Source organism: Nocardioides litoris (assembly GCF_006346315.1).
GTDB classification, from domain to species: Bacteria; Actinomycetota; Actinomycetes; order Propionibacteriales; family Nocardioidaceae; genus Nocardioides; species Nocardioides litoris.
In genome coordinates this window covers 1294502-1312153 of sequence record NZ_VDMR01000001.1, presented here as the reverse complement: position 1 = coordinate 1312153, position 17652 = coordinate 1294502, and the positions used below count along the sequence as shown (strand labels likewise).

Below are 17652 nucleotides of genomic sequence, written 5' to 3'. Positions count from 1 at the left end.
GTGCCTCAGCCTCCGTGGTGCTCGATGAGCTCCTCGAACAGCTCGGCCGTGGCCGGCAGCAGCGTGGTGGGCGCGAGCACGCGCGAGCTCGATCCGGCCACGAGCAGCACGAGGCCGACCCGGCGCTCGACGGGTTCCAGCAGGTCGAGGTCGAGCACCACCGCCGCCTCGTCCTCCTCCACCACGGCGACCCGCTCGGCGTACACGTCGGCCACCCAGCGGGCACCCTGTGGCAGCTGCAGCCGCACCCGCGTCGTGGCCCGCTGCCGCTCGAGCCTGTCGGCGAGCCGGTCGGGTGCCTCGAAGGTGTCCTCGAGGACCTCGGCGGAGCGGACGTGGCTGAGGAGGTAGGTGCGCAGGCGGCCGTCGGCGTCGGGCGGCCCGGCGTCGACCTCCCACCCGCGCTGGGTCTGCACGAGGCGCAGCGGCTCGACGACCCGCTCGGTGACGCCCTCGTGCCAGGTGCGGGAGTAGACGATGCGCACGCGGCGGCGCTCGGCGACCGCGCGCTGAAGCGGGCCGACGTAGCGGTGGCGCGGGTCGGGGGTCGGGGTCGTCGTGCCTCCGGCCCCACCGAGCATGGTCTCGGCGACCACGACGAGCGCGTCGGCCAGGTCGGTGTCGTCGCTGTCGACGTCGAGCAGGGCGAGCCCTGCGGTGTAGACGACGGCCAGGTCACCGGAGTCGACGTGCTCGACCCCGAGGCCGGCGGCGCCGTCGTTGACCACCCGGACGACCGTGCGAGTGCCGTCGGGGTCGTCGGCCGGCACCTCGTCGGGACCGTCGGGACCGTCGGGACCGTCGTCGGGAGCCACGAACTCGACCGTGGGCGGTCGGAACACGTCGAGCGACCAGCCCCACGCCTCGGTGTCGAGGTAGGCGGTGAGGTCCTCGCGCAGCGTCGCCGCCGGCACGCCGACCTCGGCGCCGAGCGCGGCCAGGGTCAGGCCGTCGGGGTAGCCGGCCAGCACCCGCAGCACCTCGGGCAGGCGGGCGACCCGCTGGATGTACTTCGGGGGCGGTGCCATCAGTGCCCCGCCATCTCGCGCAGCTCGTCGAGCAGCTCCTCGCGGACCTCGTCGGGCGAGACCACGGTGATGCGCCGGCCGAGGGCGTAGAGCCGGGCCCGCAGCGCCGCGCGGTGGGTGACGGAGTAGGTCAGGTCGACGACCCCGTCGTGCTCCTCGGCGTGCCGGGGGGCGCGCAGCAGCCACAGGACGTCGGGGACGTAGTCGGGCTCGGTGCGCAGCACGACCTCGACGGGCGGGTCGACCTCCCACTGCAGCGGGTGCTGGGGCGCGGTGCGGTCGGCGACGACCACCTCGGCCGAGCCGGGCGGGTCGGGGACGACCGCGCTCATCCGGCCCACCACGAAGTGCTTGAGCGACGACGAGCGGGCGCCGGCGGCGTCCTCCTCGTAGCCGGTGAGGTACCACGCGCCGCGTTCGAAGCGCACCGCCGCGGGGTGCACGGTCCGCGCGACGCCCTTGTAGGAGAAGCGCAGCCGGCTGCGGCGCCGGACGGCCTCGAGCGCCCCCGACAGGCCGGGGCCGGTCTCGTGGGCGACGACGGGGGCGCCGACGCCGGCGGGGATCGCGTCCTCGGCCAGCCCGAGGCGGCGGGCGAGGTCACCGCGGTCGGCCAGGATGACTGCCCGCTGCAGGGCGGCGACCTGGGCCGTGGTCAGGGCGAGCCGCAGCCGGTTGTCGCCGGAGACCATGCGGTAGAGGGCGGGCTCGCCCGGACCGGCCACGTTGTCGATGCGCCATCCCTGGGCGCGCAGGTGGGCGAGCTCGCGGTTGAGCTGGGTGCCCGGGTCGGCGTCGCCGTACCCCGCGACGGCGATCAGCCGCTCGCCGCTGGTGCCGCGCGACCCCGCGTCGTCGAGCAGCGCCATGATGCGCACGACGCGCTGCATGGGGCCGAGCTGGTCACGTCCGGGCACGCGGCCATCCTCCCGCGCCGGTGCCCCGGCCGCCGGTCTGCGCCGACCGTCGGCGTGTCAGGCCGGCACCGCCTCGGTCGTGCGGGGCTGGGAGGTGACGTGCCAGCCGTGGCAGGCCTGGCAGGCGTAGGCGCGCAGCGCGTGCAGGGTGGTCACGACGCCCTCCACGAGGGAGGCCGCCTGGCGGGCGCTGGCCGCGTGGTGGAGGTGCTCGACGGCCTCCTCGTGGTCGCGGAACCGGACCTTGCCGCCGCAGCCGCGCACCCGCACCCGGCTGGTGCTCCGCGGCCGCCTGCGCAGCCCGCGCGTGTGTCCTGCCCTCGCCATCGCCGACCCCTCTCGCCAGCCCCCCAGAAGTGTCCGGACAGGGTGCCGCAGGGTCCCGAGGGATCGGGTCCCCCCGAGGTAGGGGACTCAGCGCGACGGGTGGGCCGGTGCCTCGTCGACGGTCAGGTCACGACCACGGGTCTCCGGCAGCAGCCGGACGCACACCAGGCTGAGCACCGCCACGCCCACGGCGTACGCCGCCACGAGCTCGAGCCCGCCGCCGGCGCGCTGCACGAGCCAGGCCGCCACGAGTGGCGTGAGCCCGGAGGCCACGACGCCGGAGAGCTGGTAGAGCAGGGACAGCGCGGAGTAGCGGTAGCGGGTGTCGAACAGCTCGCTCCAGAACGCGGCGAGCGGGCCGTAGACGACGCCGTAGACGACGCCGAGGCCGCCCACCATCACGACCACGATGCCGAGGGTCGACCCGCCCTCGACGAGCCGGGTCGCGGGGACGGCGAAGACCAGCGCCACGAGCGCGCCGACGGCGAAGACCGGCCGGCGGCCGACCCGGTCGGACAGGGCCCCCGACACGAGCACCAGCACGACCCCGACGGCCGAGCCGAGCATGATGGCGTGCAGCACGGTCGAGCGGTCCATGCCGACCTCGGTGACGGCGTAGGCCAGGAAGAACACCGAGAACAGGTTGAAGGTGAAGCCCTCGACGAAGCGGGTGCCCATGCCGAGCAGCAGGCGGCGCGGCTGGTGGCGCAGCACCTCGACGACCGGCTTGTCGGTGACGTGCTTGGCCTCCTGCACCTGCTGGAAGGCCGGCGTCTCCATCACGCTCAGCCGGATCCAGGCCCCGATGGCCAGCAGCACGATCGAGACCAGGAAGCAGACCCGCCAGCCCCAGGCCAGGAACTGCTCGTCGGGCAGCAGGCTGGCGATCGAGAACGCCCCCGAGGCCAGGAACAACCCGCCGGGCACGCCGATGTGGGCGAAGCTGCCGAACCACCCGCGCCGCCCGGCGGGCGCGAACTCGACGGCGAGCAGCACGGCGCCGCCGTACTCGCCGCCGACGCCGATGCCCTGCAGCACCCGCAGGACCACCAGGAGGATCGGCGCCCACACCCCGATCTGGTCGTACGTCGGCAGCAGGCCGATCACGGCGGTGCCGACACCCATGATGAGCAGGGTCCAGATCAGCATCGTCTTGCGGCCGACGCGGTCGCCGAAGTGCCCGAAGAGCAGCCCGCCGACCGGGCGGGCCACGAAGCCGACGGCGAAGGTGCCGAAGGCTGCGAACTGGGCGGCCGGGCCGTCGAGCCCGTTGAAGTAGAGCCGATCGAAGACGAGGCCGGCGGCGGTGCCGTAGAGGAAGAAGTCGTACCACTCGATGACCGCGCCGACCGCCGAGGCCGAGGCGACCTTGCGGGGGTCGGCGGTCTGGCCGTCAGGGTGGGCGGTGTCGGTGGTCGTCGGAGCACTCACCCGACCAAGGCTATCGACCCAGTAGACTTGGTCGTCAACTGGTGGGCCCGGTCACCAGGCGTCGGGGGCGAAGACGGCCGTGACGTCGCGCCGGCCCAGGTCGCGGTCGCAGGCGGGGCAGGCGAGCCGGAGGTCCACCTCGTGGCCGCAGCCGCGGTGCTCCAGCACGACCGGCGGGTCGCCATCGGTGGACCAGCGGTCGCCCCAGCGGATCATCGCGACGAGCAGCGGGTACAGGTCCTCGCCCTTGGGCGTGAGGCGGTACTCGTGGCGCCGCGGGGAGTCCTGGTAGGGCTCGCGGACGACGACGCCGTGCTCGACGAGGGTGCGCAGCCGGTCGGTCAGCACGCTGCGGCCGAGGCCGAGCTGGTCCTGGATGACCTCGAACCGACGCCGGCCACGGAAGAGCTCGCGCAGCACGAGCATCGTCCACCGCTCCCCCACGACCGCCCAGGTGCGGGCGACCGAGCAGTTGACGTCGGCGAGGTCGTCGTGGCGCACGGGGTGATCCTAGGGCACCGTCGTCCGTCCTGGATCGTGACGGAGCAGGTCAACGCCCTGCCACCGCTGCTACGGTCGCGGCCATGAGCCTCCCCGTGCCCCCGGCACGCGCCCACGAGGACCCGGCCGCCCTCGCCGGGCACCGCGGCCTGGTCGCCGTCGTGGCGGCGGCGACCCTGCTCGTGCTGATGGCCTTCACCGCCCCGCTCGCCGCCGTCGGCCCCATCGCGGAGTCGCTGGGCGCCGGGGTCGCCGGGCGGGCCTGGGTGCTGAGCTCGATGAGCATCGGCCTGGCCGCGGCGCTGCTGCCGGCGGGCGCGGTGGCCGACGAGCTCGGCCGGCGACGGACCTTCGCCGGCGGCCTGGCCCTGCTCGCCCTCGGGCTGCTCGCCTCCACGGCCGCGACCAGCACGGGGGTCTTCGTCGCGGCTCGGGTCGTCCAGGGCCTGGGCGGCGCCGCGGTGACGGCAGCCGGGCTCGGGATGCTGGCCCACCACGTGCCGGCCGGACCGGCCCGCGCGACGGCCACGGGCATGTGGGGCGCGAGCGTCGGCGCGGGCATCGCCCTCGGCCCGCTGGTCGCCGCGCTGTCCGACGGCACCGGGTCGTGGCGCACCTGCTACGCCGCCATGACGATGGCCGCGCTCGGCCTGGCCGCGGTCGTGGCGACCCGGCTCGAGGAGTCGCGCCACCCCGAGCCCCGCGGCGTGGGCGTGGTCTCCGCGGCCCTGCTCGCAGCCGGGGTGAGCGCCCTGCTGGCCGGCCTGGTCGAGGGCCGGCGCGACTGGACCGCTCCCCTGCCGCTGCTGCTGCTCGTGGTGGCCGCGGTGCTGGTCGCACTCGTCGTGCTCGTCGAGCGCCGCTCCGCCCGACCGCTGGTCGAGCCGGGGGTGCTGCGCTCCCCGCGGTTCCTCGTGGTCGTGGTGGCGGCGTTCGTGCTCGGCACCGGCCCGATCGCGCTGTTCTCCTACCTGGCCGCGTTCACCGGGCCGGCCCTGGGGTACTCCGTCGTGCTCACCGCCGTGCTGCTGCTCGGCTGGTCGGCCACCAGCGTGGTGCTGGCGCTCCTCGCACGACGGATCCCGGCGTCGGTCTCCGGACGCACCCAGCTCGGCTGGTCGCTGGTGGTCGTCGGCCTCGGGCTGGCCACGCTGGCCGGCGTACCGGCGGACGCGGGGTGGGCACGGCTCCTGCCCGGGATGGTGGTGGCGGGGGTCGCCACCGGTGTCATCAACGCCGCCCTCGGCCGGGAGGCGGTGGCCAGCGTGCCGGTGGGGCGCGGCGGCGTGGGCAGCGGGGCCACCAACACCGCGCGCTACCTCGGCTCGGCGGTCGGCGTCACCGTCGTCGCGGTGCTGGTCAACGCCCACGGCCCCGACCCGGCCGACCTGCGGGCGGGCTGGACCGTGGCCGTGGCGGTCTGCGCCGGCGGCTGCCTGCTCGGCGCGGCACTCATCGCGGCCCTGCGCCCCCGCGGGGACACCTGAGCCGAGACCGGACCCTCAGACGTCGGGGCCGTCGTCGGCCAGCTCGACCTTCATCAAGGCGATCCGGTCGAGCAGCGATTCCAGCGCCTCCTCGAACTCGCTGGCCGAGCGGTCCTGGCGCAGGTCGTCCTTCATCCGGGCCACCGTCGGGTGGTCCTCGAGGGCGACCTGCTCGTCGCTGCCGTCGTCGAGCACGTCGAGCGGACCGACGTCGGCCCCGTGGGAGGCCACCTCGAGCAGCAGGCTGCCGAGCAGGAAGCTGGTGAACGCGCGGTAGGCGCCGACCGCGGCGGCCTGGCTGAAGCCCTCGGAGACCAGGCCCGACAAGAACGTCTCGACCCAGTCGAGGCTGCGCAGCGGCGGCCGCAGCCACGGGGCCTCGGGCGGGCGGGAGGCCACCAGGGGGAAGGCCTGCACGTGCGACAGCGCGACCCGTCGTACGCCGTGGGCGAGCCGCTGCAGGAAGTCCTGCCACCCGTCGCGCGGCGCGTCGAGCACCTCCTCGTCGGCGTACATGCCCGCGATGAGGTGCTCCACGATCGCGTCGAGGAGGTCCTCCTTGCCGGGGACGTAGCGGTAGAGCGACATGGCCTCGACACCGAGGCGCTGGCCGAGCCGGCGCATGGTGAGCCCGGCCGGGCCGACCTCTTCGAGGAAGCCGAGGGCCTCGGAGACGATGCGCTCGCGGTCGAGCGGGACGCGCTCGGACGGGGCCGCCTCGCCGGCGACGCGGGCGGCGTCGGCGTCGGGCACCTCCGGGTGGTCGGTCACGGGAGACGACCCTAGGCCCGGCCCCTCCGGGGTGCTTCACCCCGTCGCCGGAAGGCCCCTGCGGCAGCCGTCGCCCCTCGTGCCTGAGAAGACGATGAGACCTCGGCCGGGGTCACCCTTGGGGTGGAACAGGTGCGCCGACGGCCTGCTTACGTTGTAAGCACCTCGATCCCACCCCGGGGGTCGACCTCGCAGAAGGAGCCGCAGATGTCGCTCGCAGACAAGGCCAAGAACGCCGCCCAGGACGCCGCCGGCAAGGTCAAGGAGAAGGTCGGCGAGGCCACCGACAACAAGGACCTCCAGGCCGAGGGCAAGAAGGACCAGACCGCCGCGTCGACCAAGAAGGCCGGCGAGAACGTCAAGGACGCCTTCAAGGGCTGACCTGCCCCTCACTCTCGTACGACGCTCAGGGCGTCGCCGCAGCAGCGGCGGCGCCCTGCAGTGCGTCCAGGACCCGACGGCAGGCCAGCCGCTCGGCGCGGTCGGGGCGGGCGTAGGCGTAGACGTGGCGGGCCGCCGTGACGCCGACCAGCGGGCGCAGCTCGACCCGGGCGCCGGGGTGGGTGGTGAACCGCGGCAGCACGGCCACCCGGTCGCTGCCCGCGACAAGAGCCTCGACCAGCCGGTTGTCGCGCAGCCGCTGCACCACCCGCACCGGGGCGCCGGTCGCCTCCTCCACCGCCAGCCGCACCGCGTCGAAGGGGAAGCCGAGCGGGACGCCGTACCACTCGACGTCGACGAGGTCGGCGGGACGCAGGACCGACCGGGCGGCGAGCGGGTGCCCCGGCCGCAGCGCGATGTCGAGCGGCTCGCGGACCAGCTCGACGCAGATCAGCTCGGGCACGCCCGCGGGCACGGTGGCCGACAGGCTGTGGCCGACCACGAGGTCGTGGTCGCGGGTCAGGCGCGGGTAGCGCGCCTCGGGGAGGTCGACGTCGGTGACCTCGAGGTCGACGCCGGTGCCCTCGAGCTCGGCCAGCACCGGCGGCAGCAGGAACGTCGCGACGCTGGGCAGCGCCGCGACCGAGACCGTGCCGGTGGGCTGGTGCCGGAGCTCGTCGAGGCGGGCCTGCACCTGCGCCAGGGCCCGGGCGACGTCGTGCGCCCCGTCGGCCAGGAGCCGGCCCGCGTCGGTCAGCCGCAGGCCACGGCCGTGCCGCTCGACCAGCGGCGTCCCCGCCTCGCGGCTCGCCGTGCGCAGCTGCTGCGAGACCGCCGACGGGGTGCGGTGGGTGGCACGGGCCACGGCGGTGACCGTGCCGTGGTCGGCCAGGGCGCGAAGCAGCTCGAGGTGCCGCACGTCCATGAAGGCAACCTACACGACGAGAGTTCGATCATGCGCTGGTGCTGCAAGGTCCCGGCGGCCACGCTGGTCGCATGCCGCTGCGCCACCGCCTGCTCGCCCTCGTCGTCGCCGTGACGTGGGGCCTGAACTTCCTGGCCATCCACGCCTCGCTCGCGCACTTCCCGCCGCTGTTCTGCGCGGCCCTGCGCTTCGCGGTGATCGCGGTGCCGACGATCCTGCTCGTGCCGCGGCCGCAGGTGCCGCTGCGCTGGCTCGTGGGGTACGGCGTGGGGTTCGGCACCCTGCAGTTCGCCTTCCTCTACCTCGGCATGGAGCAGGGCATGCCGACCGGGCTCGCCTCCCTGGTCCTGCAGTCGTCGGCGCCGTTCACCGTGCTCATCGGCGCCCTCGTCGGGCAGCGGGTCACCGGCCGCCAGGCTGCCGGGCTCGGCGTCGCCGTGGGCGGGCTCGCCCTCGTGGGCTGGGAGCGCAGCCAGGGCGCCTCGGTCGTGCCGTTCCTGCTGGTGCTCGCCGGTGGTCTCGGCTGGGCGCTGGGCAACCACGCCAACGCCCGCGCCCGGGCTCCGAAGGCCCTGCACCTGACGCTGTGGATGACGGTCGTGCCGCCGCTGCCCCTGCTCGCGCTGTCGCTGCTCACCGAGGGGCCCGACCGGATCGCGACGTCGCTCACCACCTGGAGCGCCCCGACCGCCGTGCCCGCCCTGCTGGGCCTGGCCTACACCGTCCTGCTCGGCACCCTGCTCGGCTCCGGCCTCTGGACCTGGCTGATGGCCCGCCACCCGGCCGGCGTCGTCGCGCCGTTCTCGCTGCTGGTGCCCGTCGTCGGGCTGAGCACGGCCTGGGTCGTGCTCGGCGAGGCGCTCGCCCCGCTCGAGCTGGTCGGCGCGGCGCTGGTCGTCGCCGGCGTGCTGCACGGCAGCCGCACCCGTCGTACGACGGTGGTGGGGGTCGGGCCGGGCGCGCCGGCTGCGGAGGCTTCGAGGGTCGTCGCCGGCGCTCCTCGCACCTCAGCCACCGCGCGCTAGACGAAGGCGCTCTCGCCGGTGATGGCGCGCCCGACGATGAGGGTGTTGATCTCGCGGGTGCCCTCGTAGGAGTAGATGGCCTCGGCGTCGGCGACGAACCGGCCCACGTGGTGCTCGAGCAGGATGCCGTTGCCGCCGAGGACTTCGCGGGCCCAGCCGACGGTCTCGCGCATGCGCGCCGTGCCGTGGGCCTTGCACAGGGAGGCGTGCTCGTCGCGGAGCATCCCGGCGTCCTGGAGCTGGCTGGCGCGGGCGTTCATCGCGGTCACCGAGGTGACGTTGGCCAGCATCTTGACCAGCAGGTCTTGCACGAGCTGGAACGACGCGATCGGCTTGCCGAACTGCTCGCGCGACTTGGTGTAGCGCAGGGCGTGCTCGAAGGCGCCCCGGGCGCAGCCGGCGGCCTGCCACGCGACGTCCATGCGGGTCACCCGCAGCACGCGGGAGGTGTCGGCGAAGGAGTGGGCCTCGGCCAGCCGGTTGCTCTCGGGCACGCGGACGTCGGTGAGGGTGATCTCGGCGTTCTGCACGATGCGCAGCGCGATCTTGTCCTCCTGCTTGACCGCGACGAACCCCGGCGTGTCCTTCTCGACCACGAAGCCCTTGACCTGGCCGTCGTCCTCGTCGCGGGCCCAGATGACGGTGAGGTCGGCGAAGGTCGCGTTGCCGATCCACTTCTTGGTGCCGTTGAGGATCCAGGCGTCGCCGTCGCGGCGGGCGCTGGTGGCGAGGCCGCCCGCGATGCCGGACCCGACGTCGGGCTCGGTGAGGCCGAAGGCGCCGATGAGCTCCATCCGGGCCATCGCCGGCAGCCACCGCTCCTGCTGCTCGGGCGAGCCGCACAGCGCGATCGACCCCATCGCGAGACCGCCGTGGACGCCGATGAAGGTGCCCAGCGACGGGTCGATGCGGGAGAGCTCCATGGCGACCAGGCCGTTGACCAGGGCGCCCCGCGCCGGGCAGCCCGGGCCGTCGTAGGTCAGGCCGGAGATGCCGAGCTCGGCCATGCCGGGCAGCAGGTCGAAGGGGAACGACGCACGGGTCCAGTGCTCGTTGACCACCGGCTCGGCCTCGCGGGTCATGAACGACCGCACCCGGCTCAGCAGCTCGCGGTCCTCCTCGGCCAGCAGGAGCTCGAAGCCGAGGAAGTCGCTGAACGGCGTGCGGTCGGGATCGAGGCCGCGCAGGTCGACGGTCGAGTCGATCGTGTCGGGCGTGGCGGTCATGCGTCCTCCTGGGGGACTCGCGGCGTGTGGCGCGGGGGCACGGCGGTGGGGTCGTCGAGGAACGTCTCGACGACCGGGGCGAGCTCGTCGGACTCGGTGAGCACGCCGAGGTGGCCGCCGCCGTAGACGTGCAGGCGGGCGTCGGGCAGCAGCGCGGTGATCATCTTGGCGTTGACCAGCGGGATGATCGGGTCGTCGTCGCCGGCCAGCACCAGCACGGGCTGGCGCACGAACGGCAGGCCGGGCAGGCTCGACCACCCGGCGCCGGCGAGCAGCTGGAGGTAGTAGCCCCGCTGCGGACCCGACCGGGTGGCGTGGTGCAGCAGCGCGGCGCCGCGCTCGGGGTGGGTGCGCATCGAGCCGCCGTAGATGCGGGCCGCGACGTGCCGGGCGTAGTCGGGGTCGCGGTGGCGGCGCGGGGTGAGCATCGTGGCCAGCACCTTCGGGCGCGCGGGCACCATCAGCGACCCGGTGCCGGTGGCGACCAGCACCACGCGGCGCACCCGGCCGGGCTGCTGGAAGGCGAGCTGCTGGGCCAGTCCCCCGCCCCAGGACAGGCCGAGCACGTCGTAGGTCCGGTGGCCCAGGCGGGTCATCAGGGCGCCGACCCAGGAGGCGAGACCCGCCATCGTGTAGGGGACCGGCGGCAGGGGCGACCCGCCGACCCCGGGCACGTCGAAGCGCACCACGCCCCGGCGCGGGTCGAGGTGGTCGACCAGCGGCTGCAGCGCCTCCAGGCTGGCGCCGATGCCGTTGCACATGAGCAGCGGCGGCTGCCCGGCGTACGGCCCGGAGCCGCGTCGCTCCGAGACGCGCACCGAGATCCGGCGCACGGCGACGGTGCGGACGCGGTCGGCCAGGCCCGGGCCGGTGCCCTCAGCGGTCGTGGACATAGGTGCCCGGGGCCGCGCACACCGGCTCGAAGGCGGCCGAGCCCATCCGACGGGGCTTGCCGCGCTCGTCGCCGCACCGCTCCCCCAGCCAGTCGGCGTAGTCCTCCCACCACGAGCCCCGGACCTTGCTCGCCCGGGCCAGCCACTCCTGCGGGTCGGCGGGCGAGGCGTCGGAGGCGGGTGCGGTCTGGAAGCTGGCCTTCTCGTTGGTCGGCGGGTTGACCATCGCGGCGATGTGGCCGCTGGTGGACAGCACGAACCGGCTCGACCCGCCCAGCAGCCGCATGGACCGGTAGCAGGACTCCCACTGGCACAGGTGGTCGGCGATGCCGGCGACGACGTAGGCGTCGGTGGTGATCGACGACAGGTCGACCGGCGTGCCGAGGACAGTGACCCCGCCCGCCTCGACCAGCGCGTTGCGGATCGCGAGATCCATGAAGTCGCGGTGCATCGCGGCGGTCATCCGGACCGGGTCGGCGTTCCAGTAGAGGATGTCGAAGGCCTTGGGCGCGTGGCCGAGCAGGTAGTTGTTGACCCAGTAGTTCCAGATCAGGTCGTTGGGCCGCAGCCAGGCGAACACCTCGGCCAGCGCGCGGCCGTCGAGGTAGCCCTTCTCGGCCGAGGCCCGGGTCGAGGCCGCGGCCGCCTTGTGCGAGAGGAGCGCGCTGGGCAGGCCCGCCTGCTCCTGGTCGATGACGGTGACCGCGAGGCTGAACGCCGCCACCTCGTCGAGCCGATCGGTCGCCGCCAGGTGCGCCAGCGTCATCGCGGCCAGCATGCCGCCGGAGCAGATGCCGAGCACGGCCGCGCTGTCCTGGCGGGCGACGGCCCGGGTGGTCTCGAGCGCCTCGAGGATCGCGCCGCAGTAGTCGTCGAGGCCCCAGGCGGCGTGCCGGGCGTCGGGGTTGCGCCAGGAGATGCAGTAGACCTGCTGGCCCTGGGAGAGGAAGTACTCGACCATGCTGCGGCCCGGGGCGAGGTCGACGACGTAGTACTTGTTGATCGTCGGCGGGACGATCAGCAGAGGCACCTCGCGCACCTTGGCCGTGGTCGGGGTGTACTGGATGAGCTCGAACAGGTCGGTGCGCAGCACGACCTCGCCCGGCGTGACCGCGATGTCCTCGCCGACCTCGAACGCGTCGGGCTCGACCATCGACGGCACCCGCGGCGGCGTGGCGTAGTCGCGCACGAGCCGGCGGCCGCCCTCGACGAGGTTGCCGCCCCCGGTGTCGATGACCCGCTTGAGCACCTTGGGGTTGAGCAGCGGGTTGTTGCTGGGCGCGCTCGCCTCGACGAGGTTGTCGAGGATGAACCCCATCCGCTGGGCGTCGCCCCAGCCGAGCCCGGCGTCGTCGACCAGCCCGCGGGTGGCCTCGCCCCAGGCCAGATAGGTCTGCAGGGTGCGCTTGAGGAACGGGTTCTTGGCCCAGGCGTCCTCGGCGAACCGCCGGTCCTTGGCGTGCGGCTTGAGGTCGCTGCGCCCGACCACCACCTTGGTGAGCTCGGCGGACAACCCGGCCGTGCGGCGTACGACGCGGCCGGGGTGGCGCGCGAGGCCGGCGGTGAACCGGACCCCCGACATGCCCGGCAGGAACCGCCGCAGCGGGCTGCGCGAGGCGTCGGCGAGCAGGAGGTCGAGCGGCGAGGCCGCGGAGTCGGCGACCTCGCGTCCGGGATCGGCAGCCGCGGTGGACTGCGTGTCGGGACTCTGCGCCAGGTCGGTCATGGGGCCTCCGAGGTGTGGTCGTTCCCTCGCCCGAGAGGGTGATCGGGACCCTGCCACCCTGCCCGAGCCGGGTGGGCGCCGCACCACCCTTCGTGAGCGTGGTCACATGGTGGTCAGAGGTCGCGCAGCCGCGGCAGCACGTGCTCGACGAGGTCGGTGGTCCAGGCGACCGGGTCGTCGCCGTCCGGACCGACGACGACGGTGTCGACGCCGAGCCGGGCGTAGCCCTCCATGTCGGCCAGGAACGCGTCGGGGTCGTCGGTGCCGCCCATGGCGATGATGCTCTTCTCGATGGCGTCGTAGTCGGTGCCGAGCCGGTCGCAGTGGCCGCGCAGCACCTCGAGCTTGTGGGCCACGACCTCCTGGCTCTCGCCGAAGAGGTTGCACATCTGGGCGTGCTGGGCGACCAGGCGCAGCGTCTTGCGCTCCCCCGACCCGCCGATCAGCACCGGCGGGTGCGGCCGGGCATACGACGGCGGGACGCCGATCGTCTCGGCCAGCTGGTAGTGCCTGCCCGCGTAGGCGCCGTCGTCGTCGCCCCACACCTGCAGGCAGACCTCGATCGCCTCCTCGAGCCGCTCGAACCGCTCCGCCGTCGAGGGGAACGGGACGCCGAGCCCGGCGTGCTCGCGGTCGTACCAGGCCGCGCCGATGCCGAGCATCGCGCGGCCGCGGGAGAGCCGGTCGAGGGTGGTCACTTGCTTGGCCAGCAGGCCGGGGTGGCGGTAGGTCACGCCGGTGACCAGCGCCGCGAGCCGGACCCTGCTGGTGACCGCGGCGAGGTGGCCGAGCGTGGTGTAGGCCTCGAGCATCGGCTCGGCCGGCCCGCCGAGCTGCTCCATCTGGAACCAGTGGTCCATCACCGTCAGCAACGACACCCCGCCCTCGTCGGCGACCCGTGCGGTCTCGACCAGCCGGTCCTCCAGCGTGGTCTGCCAGTCGGGGTGGGTGAAGCTGGCGTAGTGGACTCCGAGGCGCATGCGCTCAGCGTAGGTCGGCCACGAGCGGGTCAGGCCGGTCGCAGGCGCAGCTCGTTGCCGTCGGGGTCGGCGAGCTCGAGCCATCCCGCACGGGTCGGGAGCGCCCGGGCGCCCAGGTCGACCAGCCGCGCGACCTCCCGCTCGGGCTCGTCGGTGACCAGGTCGAGGCGCTGCGGGTTGCGGCCGTGCTTGGGCTCGACCGGCTCGCCGCCCCACGCGACCTTGGTGCCGCCGGCGGGCGCCTGCACCACGGTCTCCCCGTCCTGGTCCCAGACCAGCGGCCAGCCCAGGGCGGTGCTCCAGAACTCCCCGACCGCGCGAGTGCCGTCGCAGGCCACCTCGCCGAGGAAGCCGGTGCCGACGAGGTAGCCGTTGCCGGGCTCGATCACGCAGAACGCCCGGCCGCCGGGGTCACCCAGCACCACGTGCTCCTCCTCGGGGAGCTGTCCGACGTCGAGGGGGCGCGCCCCGAGGGACGCCGCCCGCTCCAGGACGGCCCGCCGGTCGTCGTCGTCGCGGGTCGTGAGGTGCAGGTGCAGGTCGCGGGTGCTCCGCAGCGCGGGGCCGTCCGCGTCGTCGGGGACCTCGAACCGCAGGCCGACCTCGTGGTCCGGCCCGGGCAGGAGCGCGGAGAGGGCGGGGCCGGACGCTTGTCCGGCCACGGGGTCCCGACCGAGCAGGCCGGCCCAGAAGGTCACGGCGGTGTCGAGGTCGGCGGCCGAGGCGACGTCGTACGTCACGGCCTCGAGGTGGAGGGTCACACCCGCGAGCCGACCACGGTCCCCGGAGGTGGGCAACTGGTCTCGAGGCGGTGCGGGCCGGCTCAGCCGGGAGTCGGTGCCTCGGACCCGGGGGTGCCGGGCACGTCGTCACCCGGCCCGTGCGGCCCGCCCGGACCGCCGCGGCCGGGGTCGTCGGTGCGCTCGGTGACGGTGGCCAGGTCGGCGGAGACCTCGACGAACACCGGGTCCCCGTCGCGGGTAGCCATCACGTCGTAGGAGCCGTCGGGGTCCTGGCGCACCGACTCGACGGTCACGTCGTCGTGCTCGGCGGTCACCGCGTCCTCGACCTTCGTCGCCTCCGCGCCCGTGACCTCGGTGTGCTCGTGCTCGGGGCCGCCGACGCCACCGGGGCCACCGGGGCCACCGGGGCCACCGGGGCCACCGGGGCCACCGGGGCCACCGGGGCCACCGGGGCCGCCGGGACCGTGCCCGCCGTACCCGTATCCGCGTCCGCCCGCGTCGCCTCCCGACGCGATGGCCGCGCCACCCGCGGCGACGGCGCCGAGGGTGACGACGGCGACGGCGGCGAGCCCTGCCTTGAGCTTCGTGTCCATGGGCCGAGGGTGCGCAGCGAACCTGTCAGGACCCTGTCACCGACCCGTCAGGCGCCCGTCACCCGAGGACCCGACGGGCACTGTGCGGGGAGCGGACACCGCCTCGCAGCCACCGGATACCGCGGCTCGCGGCGACGGGTGAGGCTCGGGGCATGACCGACATCACCACCGCCCTCGCCGAGGCCGACGACGCCCTCGGACGGCTCGACCGTGCCCTGGAGCAGCTCTCCGATGGCGACCTCCACCGCGCCCACCGTGACGGCGGGTGGACCGTCGCCCAGGTCGTCTCCCACATCCACGTCTGCACGATCATGTGGCTCGGCGACCTGCAGCGCGTGGCCCACGACCCCGAGCTCGACTTCATCTACCGCGAGGACGTCGGGCACGACCTCACCGGCTACCCGCCGCCCACGATCGACCTGGCGCGGGGCGCGCTGGCCAGCACCCGCCGTACACTCGCGACCGCCGGGCCCGCCACGCCCGAGGAGGTCCTGGACCGCACGCTGACCATCCCCGACCTCGGCACCATGACGGTGCGCGAGTGGGCGCCGCTGATCATCGGCCACGCCGCGGGGCACGTCGACCAGGCCTTCGAGATCATGCACGACCGCGAGTTCGCGCCCGAGGGGGTCTGATGCGCGCCGCGGTGCTGACTGCCCTCGAGACCGTCGTCCTCGAGGACCGTCCCGAGCCCGAGGCCCGCCCGGGCTGGGCGGTGGTGCAGGTCGAGTCGATGTCGCTGTGCGGCACCGACGTCCACCAGTACGACGGCCGCATCGACACCCCGTTCCCGCGGGTGCCGGGGCACGACTTCTCGGGCCGGGTCGTCGCGGTCGGCGAGGGCGCCGACGAGGGCTGGGTCGGCCAGCCGGTCGCGGTCAAGCCCTCGCTGCCGTGCGGCGACTGCCTGGAGTGCTCGCAGGACAAGCCGTTCGACTGCAAGAAGAAGAAGCTCATCGGGCTGTGGTCCGACGGCTGCATGACCGAGCGGATCGCCGTCCCGGTCGTCAACCTCATCCCCCGCCCCGAGGGCGTCGAGGCCTGGCAGGCCTCCCTGCTGGAGCCGATCGCCGTCGGCCTCAACACCGTCGACCGGCTCCGCATCCTGCTCGGCGAGACCGTGGTCGTGCTCGGCCAGGGCCCGATCGGCCTCGCCCTGACCCGCCTCTGCGCGCTGTCGGGTGCGGGTCGGCTGATCGTCACCGACGCCCGCGAGGCACCGTTCGAGGTCTCCCGCGCGTACGGCGCCAGCGACTGCCTCGACGTCACCCAGGTCGACGCGAAGGAGACGATCCTCGAGCTCACCGACGGCGCCGGCGCCGACATCGTCATCGAGACCTCGGGGTTCCCGGCGTCCTCGGCGATGGTGCTCGACGTCGTGCGCAAGGAGGGCAAGGTGGCCCACATCGGCTGGGCCAACGACCTCCCGCCACTGCCCGTCATCCCGATCATGGCCAAGACGCTCACCGTCTTCGGCGTGGGCGGCAACGGCGGCCGCGGCCAGTACGAGCGCGCCCAGGAGCTCGTGCGCACCGGCCGCCTCGACCTCGACCCGATGGTCACCCACCGCTTCGCCCTCGACGACATCGCCGAGGCCTTCGAGGTCGCCTCGTCGAAGTCCGGCGGGGCGATCAAGGTCGTCGTCGCGCCCTGACGCCGAGGAGCGGTGACCTGGCGACCTCCTCGACGCCGAGGTCGGTCGCTGGCTCACCGCTCCCCCGGGTCGGCCCCGGACCACACCAGCCGACGGCGCGGCGGCGGCCTCAGCCCGACGCGCGCTTGTACGGGTCGGGCGGGAACCAGCCGCGCTCGACGACCTGGGCCGACCACCCCTCCAGCAGCGGTACGACGCGGTCGAGGTCGTCGCCGAGGGCCTCGACGACCCGGGCCGCAGCCCGGTCGGTCGCCTCCTCGAGGCCCTGCCGGACCCGCAGGCCGTCGTCGGTGAGCTCGCCGTCCGCGACCCAGCCCCGCTCCTCGAGCGAGGCGGTGGCCGACGACATCGACTCCTCCGACCAGGCGCGCGAGGAGGTGTAGGCGAGCGGGTCCCAGCCGACCCACAGCTCGGTCAGCTGGTTGGCCTGGACGCCGTCGATGCCGGCCGCGACGAGGGCGGCGAGGTGGCCGTCGCCACGGTGCTCGCGCAGGACCGAGCACGCGTGCCACAGCGCGGCGACGGGGTCATCGGGCCACGGCATCGCGGCCAGACCGGCGTGCAGCGGCCGGCCGGTCGGGTCGATGGCGTCGCAGGCGCGGCGCAGCACCTCCACCACGTCACGAAGCTCGGCGTCGTCGAAGGTCACGGCCTCGCGCAAGGCGGTCATCGACCCGCGCTCCTTGGCCGCCCGCACGTCGTCCACCGAGCACACCTCCCGGGCGGCGGCGAAGACCCCGGCCACCAGCCCGGGCTCGAAGACCCCGAAGGCCGCGGCGACCACGCCCGGCTCGGCGTCGCCGAGCACGCACCCGCGGCCGTAGACGTACCCCTGGAGGAAGTCGAGCCCGAGGGCGGCGTACGCCTCGTAGGCCGGCTCGCTCCAGAAGCAGATCGTGGCCAGCGGCTCGATCGCGTCACGGAGCCGCCGGCCGGGGCTCGACCAGTCCAGGGAGCGGGCCTCCCCCTCGCGCCGCCCGAAGAAGGCGGCCTGTGCCTCTGCGTAGTCCATGGCCGGATCGTGCACCCGACGTGACGCACCGC

At 74.5% G+C, this 17652-nt stretch carries 19 protein-coding genes; 5 read left to right on the top strand and 14 right to left on the bottom strand.

All coding sequences use genetic code 11. The features are described from left to right. Positions 1 to 5 precede the first annotated feature (5 nt). The 5 genes from FJQ57_RS06250 to FJQ57_RS06230 all read right to left on the bottom strand — a co-directional run bounded on the left by FJQ57_RS06250 (position 6) and on the right by FJQ57_RS06230 (position 4204). Positions 6 to 1028 (bottom strand): WYL domain-containing protein, encoded by a 1023-nt coding sequence (locus FJQ57_RS06250; RefSeq protein ID WP_139978298.1) that lies wholly within the window; start codon positions 1026 to 1028, stop codon positions 6 to 8. Then, positions 1028 to 1945, bottom strand: coding sequence for a helix-turn-helix transcriptional regulator (locus tag FJQ57_RS06245; protein ID WP_139978297.1), 918 nt, complete (start codon positions 1943 to 1945; stop codon positions 1028 to 1030). The genes FJQ57_RS06250 and FJQ57_RS06245 overlap by 1 nt, the downstream gene beginning before the upstream one ends. Before the next feature lie 57 nt (positions 1946 to 2002). Beyond that, positions 2003 to 2272: a hypothetical protein gene (locus FJQ57_RS06240; protein ID WP_139978296.1), complete on the bottom strand. Its 270-nt coding sequence runs from the start codon at positions 2270 to 2272 to the stop codon at positions 2003 to 2005. Positions 2273 to 2359: 87 nt separating this feature from the next. Continuing rightward, positions 2360 to 3703 (bottom strand): MFS transporter, encoded by a 1344-nt coding sequence (locus tag FJQ57_RS06235; RefSeq protein ID WP_139978295.1) that lies wholly within the window; start codon positions 3701 to 3703, stop codon positions 2360 to 2362. Positions 3704 to 3754: 51 nt separating this feature from the next. Beyond that, complete coding sequence (locus tag FJQ57_RS06230) at positions 3755 to 4204, bottom strand: winged helix-turn-helix transcriptional regulator (protein WP_139978294.1); 450 nt, start codon at positions 4202 to 4204, stop codon at positions 3755 to 3757. 83 nt (positions 4205 to 4287) lie between these two features. Between FJQ57_RS06230 and FJQ57_RS06225 the strand changes: the two genes are divergently transcribed. After that, positions 4288 to 5691 (top strand): MFS transporter, encoded by a 1404-nt coding sequence (locus FJQ57_RS06225; protein WP_139978293.1) that lies wholly within the window; start codon positions 4288 to 4290, stop codon positions 5689 to 5691. A gap of 15 nt (positions 5692 to 5706) precedes the next feature. On the opposite strand, the gene FJQ57_RS06220 is transcribed toward FJQ57_RS06225, so the two are convergent. Continuing rightward, positions 5707 to 6462, bottom strand: coding sequence for a TetR/AcrR family transcriptional regulator C-terminal domain-containing protein (locus FJQ57_RS06220; protein WP_170219295.1), 756 nt, complete (start codon positions 6460 to 6462; stop codon positions 5707 to 5709). A 207-nt stretch (positions 6463 to 6669) separates the two neighbouring features. Here FJQ57_RS06220 and FJQ57_RS06215 point away from each other — a divergent pair, with 207 nt between their 5' ends. Further along, on the top strand, positions 6670 to 6843 hold the full coding sequence (locus FJQ57_RS06215) for a CsbD family protein (RefSeq protein ID WP_139978292.1): 174 nt from the start codon (positions 6670 to 6672) through the stop codon (positions 6841 to 6843). A 25-nt stretch (positions 6844 to 6868) separates the two neighbouring features. Here the strand turns inward: FJQ57_RS06215 and FJQ57_RS06210 are convergent, their stop codons facing one another. Then, positions 6869 to 7768, bottom strand: a complete 900-nt coding sequence (locus FJQ57_RS06210; RefSeq protein ID WP_139978291.1) for a LysR family transcriptional regulator — start codon at positions 7766 to 7768, stop codon at positions 6869 to 6871. A 71-nt stretch (positions 7769 to 7839) separates the two neighbouring features. Between FJQ57_RS06210 and FJQ57_RS06205 the strand changes: the two genes are divergently transcribed. After that, on the top strand, positions 7840 to 8793 hold the full coding sequence (locus tag FJQ57_RS06205) for an EamA family transporter (RefSeq protein WP_139978290.1): 954 nt from the start codon (positions 7840 to 7842) through the stop codon (positions 8791 to 8793). Here FJQ57_RS06205 and FJQ57_RS06200 read toward each other — a convergent pair. The 6 genes from FJQ57_RS06200 to FJQ57_RS22870 all read right to left on the bottom strand — a co-directional run bounded on the left by FJQ57_RS06200 (position 8790) and on the right by FJQ57_RS22870 (position 14954). Further along, positions 8790 to 10019 (bottom strand): acyl-CoA dehydrogenase family protein, encoded by a 1230-nt coding sequence (locus FJQ57_RS06200; protein WP_139978289.1) that lies wholly within the window; start codon positions 10017 to 10019, stop codon positions 8790 to 8792. The genes FJQ57_RS06205 and FJQ57_RS06200 overlap by 4 nt on opposite strands. Then, entirely contained in the window at positions 10016 to 10912 is an 897-nt protein-coding gene (locus FJQ57_RS06195; protein WP_139978288.1) for an alpha/beta fold hydrolase, read from the bottom strand. The genes FJQ57_RS06200 and FJQ57_RS06195 overlap by 4 nt, the downstream gene beginning before the upstream one ends. Continuing rightward, positions 10896 to 12638 carry a PHA/PHB synthase family protein gene (locus FJQ57_RS06190; protein ID WP_139978287.1) on the bottom strand — a complete coding sequence of 581 codons (1743 nt, stop codon included), beginning with the start codon at positions 12636 to 12638 and terminating at the stop codon, positions 10896 to 10898. Before FJQ57_RS06190 ends, FJQ57_RS06195 begins: the two co-directional genes overlap by 17 nt. Positions 12639 to 12751: 113 nt before the next feature. Next, complete coding sequence (locus FJQ57_RS06185) at positions 12752 to 13618, bottom strand: LLM class F420-dependent oxidoreductase (protein ID WP_139978286.1); 867 nt, start codon at positions 13616 to 13618, stop codon at positions 12752 to 12754. Between the two features lie 29 nt (positions 13619 to 13647). Further along, a complete protein-coding gene (locus FJQ57_RS06180) occupies positions 13648 to 14379 on the bottom strand; it encodes a VOC family protein (RefSeq protein WP_139978285.1) in 732 nt (243 codons plus the stop codon). Positions 14380 to 14441: 62 nt separating this feature from the next. Next, complete coding sequence (locus FJQ57_RS22870; RefSeq protein WP_211348754.1) at positions 14442 to 14954, bottom strand: hypothetical protein; 513 nt, start codon at positions 14952 to 14954, stop codon at positions 14442 to 14444. Positions 14955 to 15106: 152 nt separating this feature from the next. On the opposite strand from FJQ57_RS22870, the gene FJQ57_RS06170 reads away from it, so the two are divergent. Both FJQ57_RS06170 and FJQ57_RS06165 read left to right on the top strand, forming a co-directional pair. Then, positions 15107 to 15589 (top strand): DinB family protein, encoded by a 483-nt coding sequence (locus tag FJQ57_RS06170; RefSeq protein WP_139978284.1) that lies wholly within the window; start codon positions 15107 to 15109, stop codon positions 15587 to 15589. Further along, positions 15589 to 16608 (top strand): zinc-dependent alcohol dehydrogenase, encoded by a 1020-nt coding sequence (locus FJQ57_RS06165; protein WP_139978283.1) that lies wholly within the window; start codon positions 15589 to 15591, stop codon positions 16606 to 16608. Before FJQ57_RS06170 ends, FJQ57_RS06165 begins: the two co-directional genes overlap by 1 nt. 109 nt (positions 16609 to 16717) lie before the next feature. On the opposite strand, the gene FJQ57_RS22300 is transcribed toward FJQ57_RS06165, so the two are convergent. Further along, complete coding sequence (locus tag FJQ57_RS22300) at positions 16718 to 17620, bottom strand: SCO6745 family protein (protein WP_170219294.1); 903 nt, start codon at positions 17618 to 17620, stop codon at positions 16718 to 16720. Between the last annotated feature and the right edge of the window lie 32 nt (positions 17621 to 17652).

Excerpts from the sequence above, each read along its gene's own strand:
- FJQ57_RS06165 (WP_139978283.1), top strand. The coding sequence starts at position 15,589 with ATGCGCGCCGCGGTGCTGACTGCCCTCGAGACCGTCGTCCTCGAGGAC.
- FJQ57_RS06170 (WP_139978284.1), top strand. The coding sequence starts at position 15,107 with ATGACCGACATCACCACCGCCCTCGCCGAGGCCGACGACGCCCTCGGA.
- FJQ57_RS06215 (WP_139978292.1), top strand. The coding sequence starts at position 6,670 with ATGTCGCTCGCAGACAAGGCCAAGAACGCCGCCCAGGACGCCGCCGGC.
- FJQ57_RS06210 (WP_139978291.1), bottom strand. The coding sequence starts at position 7,768 with ATGGACGTGCGGCACCTCGAGCTGCTTCGCGCCCTGGCCGACCACGGC.
- FJQ57_RS06195 (WP_139978288.1), bottom strand. The coding sequence starts at position 10,912 with ATGTCCACGACCGCTGAGGGCACCGGCCCGGGCCTGGCCGACCGCGTC.
- FJQ57_RS06200 (WP_139978289.1), bottom strand. The coding sequence starts at position 10,019 with ATGACCGCCACGCCCGACACGATCGACTCGACCGTCGACCTGCGCGGC.
- FJQ57_RS06185 (WP_139978286.1), bottom strand. The coding sequence starts at position 13,618 with ATGCGCCTCGGAGTCCACTACGCCAGCTTCACCCACCCCGACTGGCAG.
- FJQ57_RS06205 (WP_139978290.1), top strand. The coding sequence starts at position 7,840 with ATGCCGCTGCGCCACCGCCTGCTCGCCCTCGTCGTCGCCGTGACGTGG.
- FJQ57_RS06240 (WP_139978296.1), bottom strand. The coding sequence starts at position 2,272 with ATGGCGAGGGCAGGACACACGCGCGGGCTGCGCAGGCGGCCGCGGAGC.
- FJQ57_RS22300 (WP_170219294.1), bottom strand. The coding sequence starts at position 17,620 with ATGGACTACGCAGAGGCACAGGCCGCCTTCTTCGGGCGGCGCGAGGGG.
- FJQ57_RS06250 (WP_139978298.1), bottom strand. The coding sequence starts at position 1,028 with ATGGCACCGCCCCCGAAGTACATCCAGCGGGTCGCCCGCCTGCCCGAG.
- FJQ57_RS22870 (WP_211348754.1), bottom strand. The coding sequence starts at position 14,954 with ATGGACACGAAGCTCAAGGCAGGGCTCGCCGCCGTCGCCGTCGTCACC.
- FJQ57_RS06190 (WP_139978287.1), bottom strand. The coding sequence starts at position 12,638 with ATGACCGACCTGGCGCAGAGTCCCGACACGCAGTCCACCGCGGCTGCC.
- FJQ57_RS06225 (WP_139978293.1), top strand. The coding sequence starts at position 4,288 with ATGAGCCTCCCCGTGCCCCCGGCACGCGCCCACGAGGACCCGGCCGCC.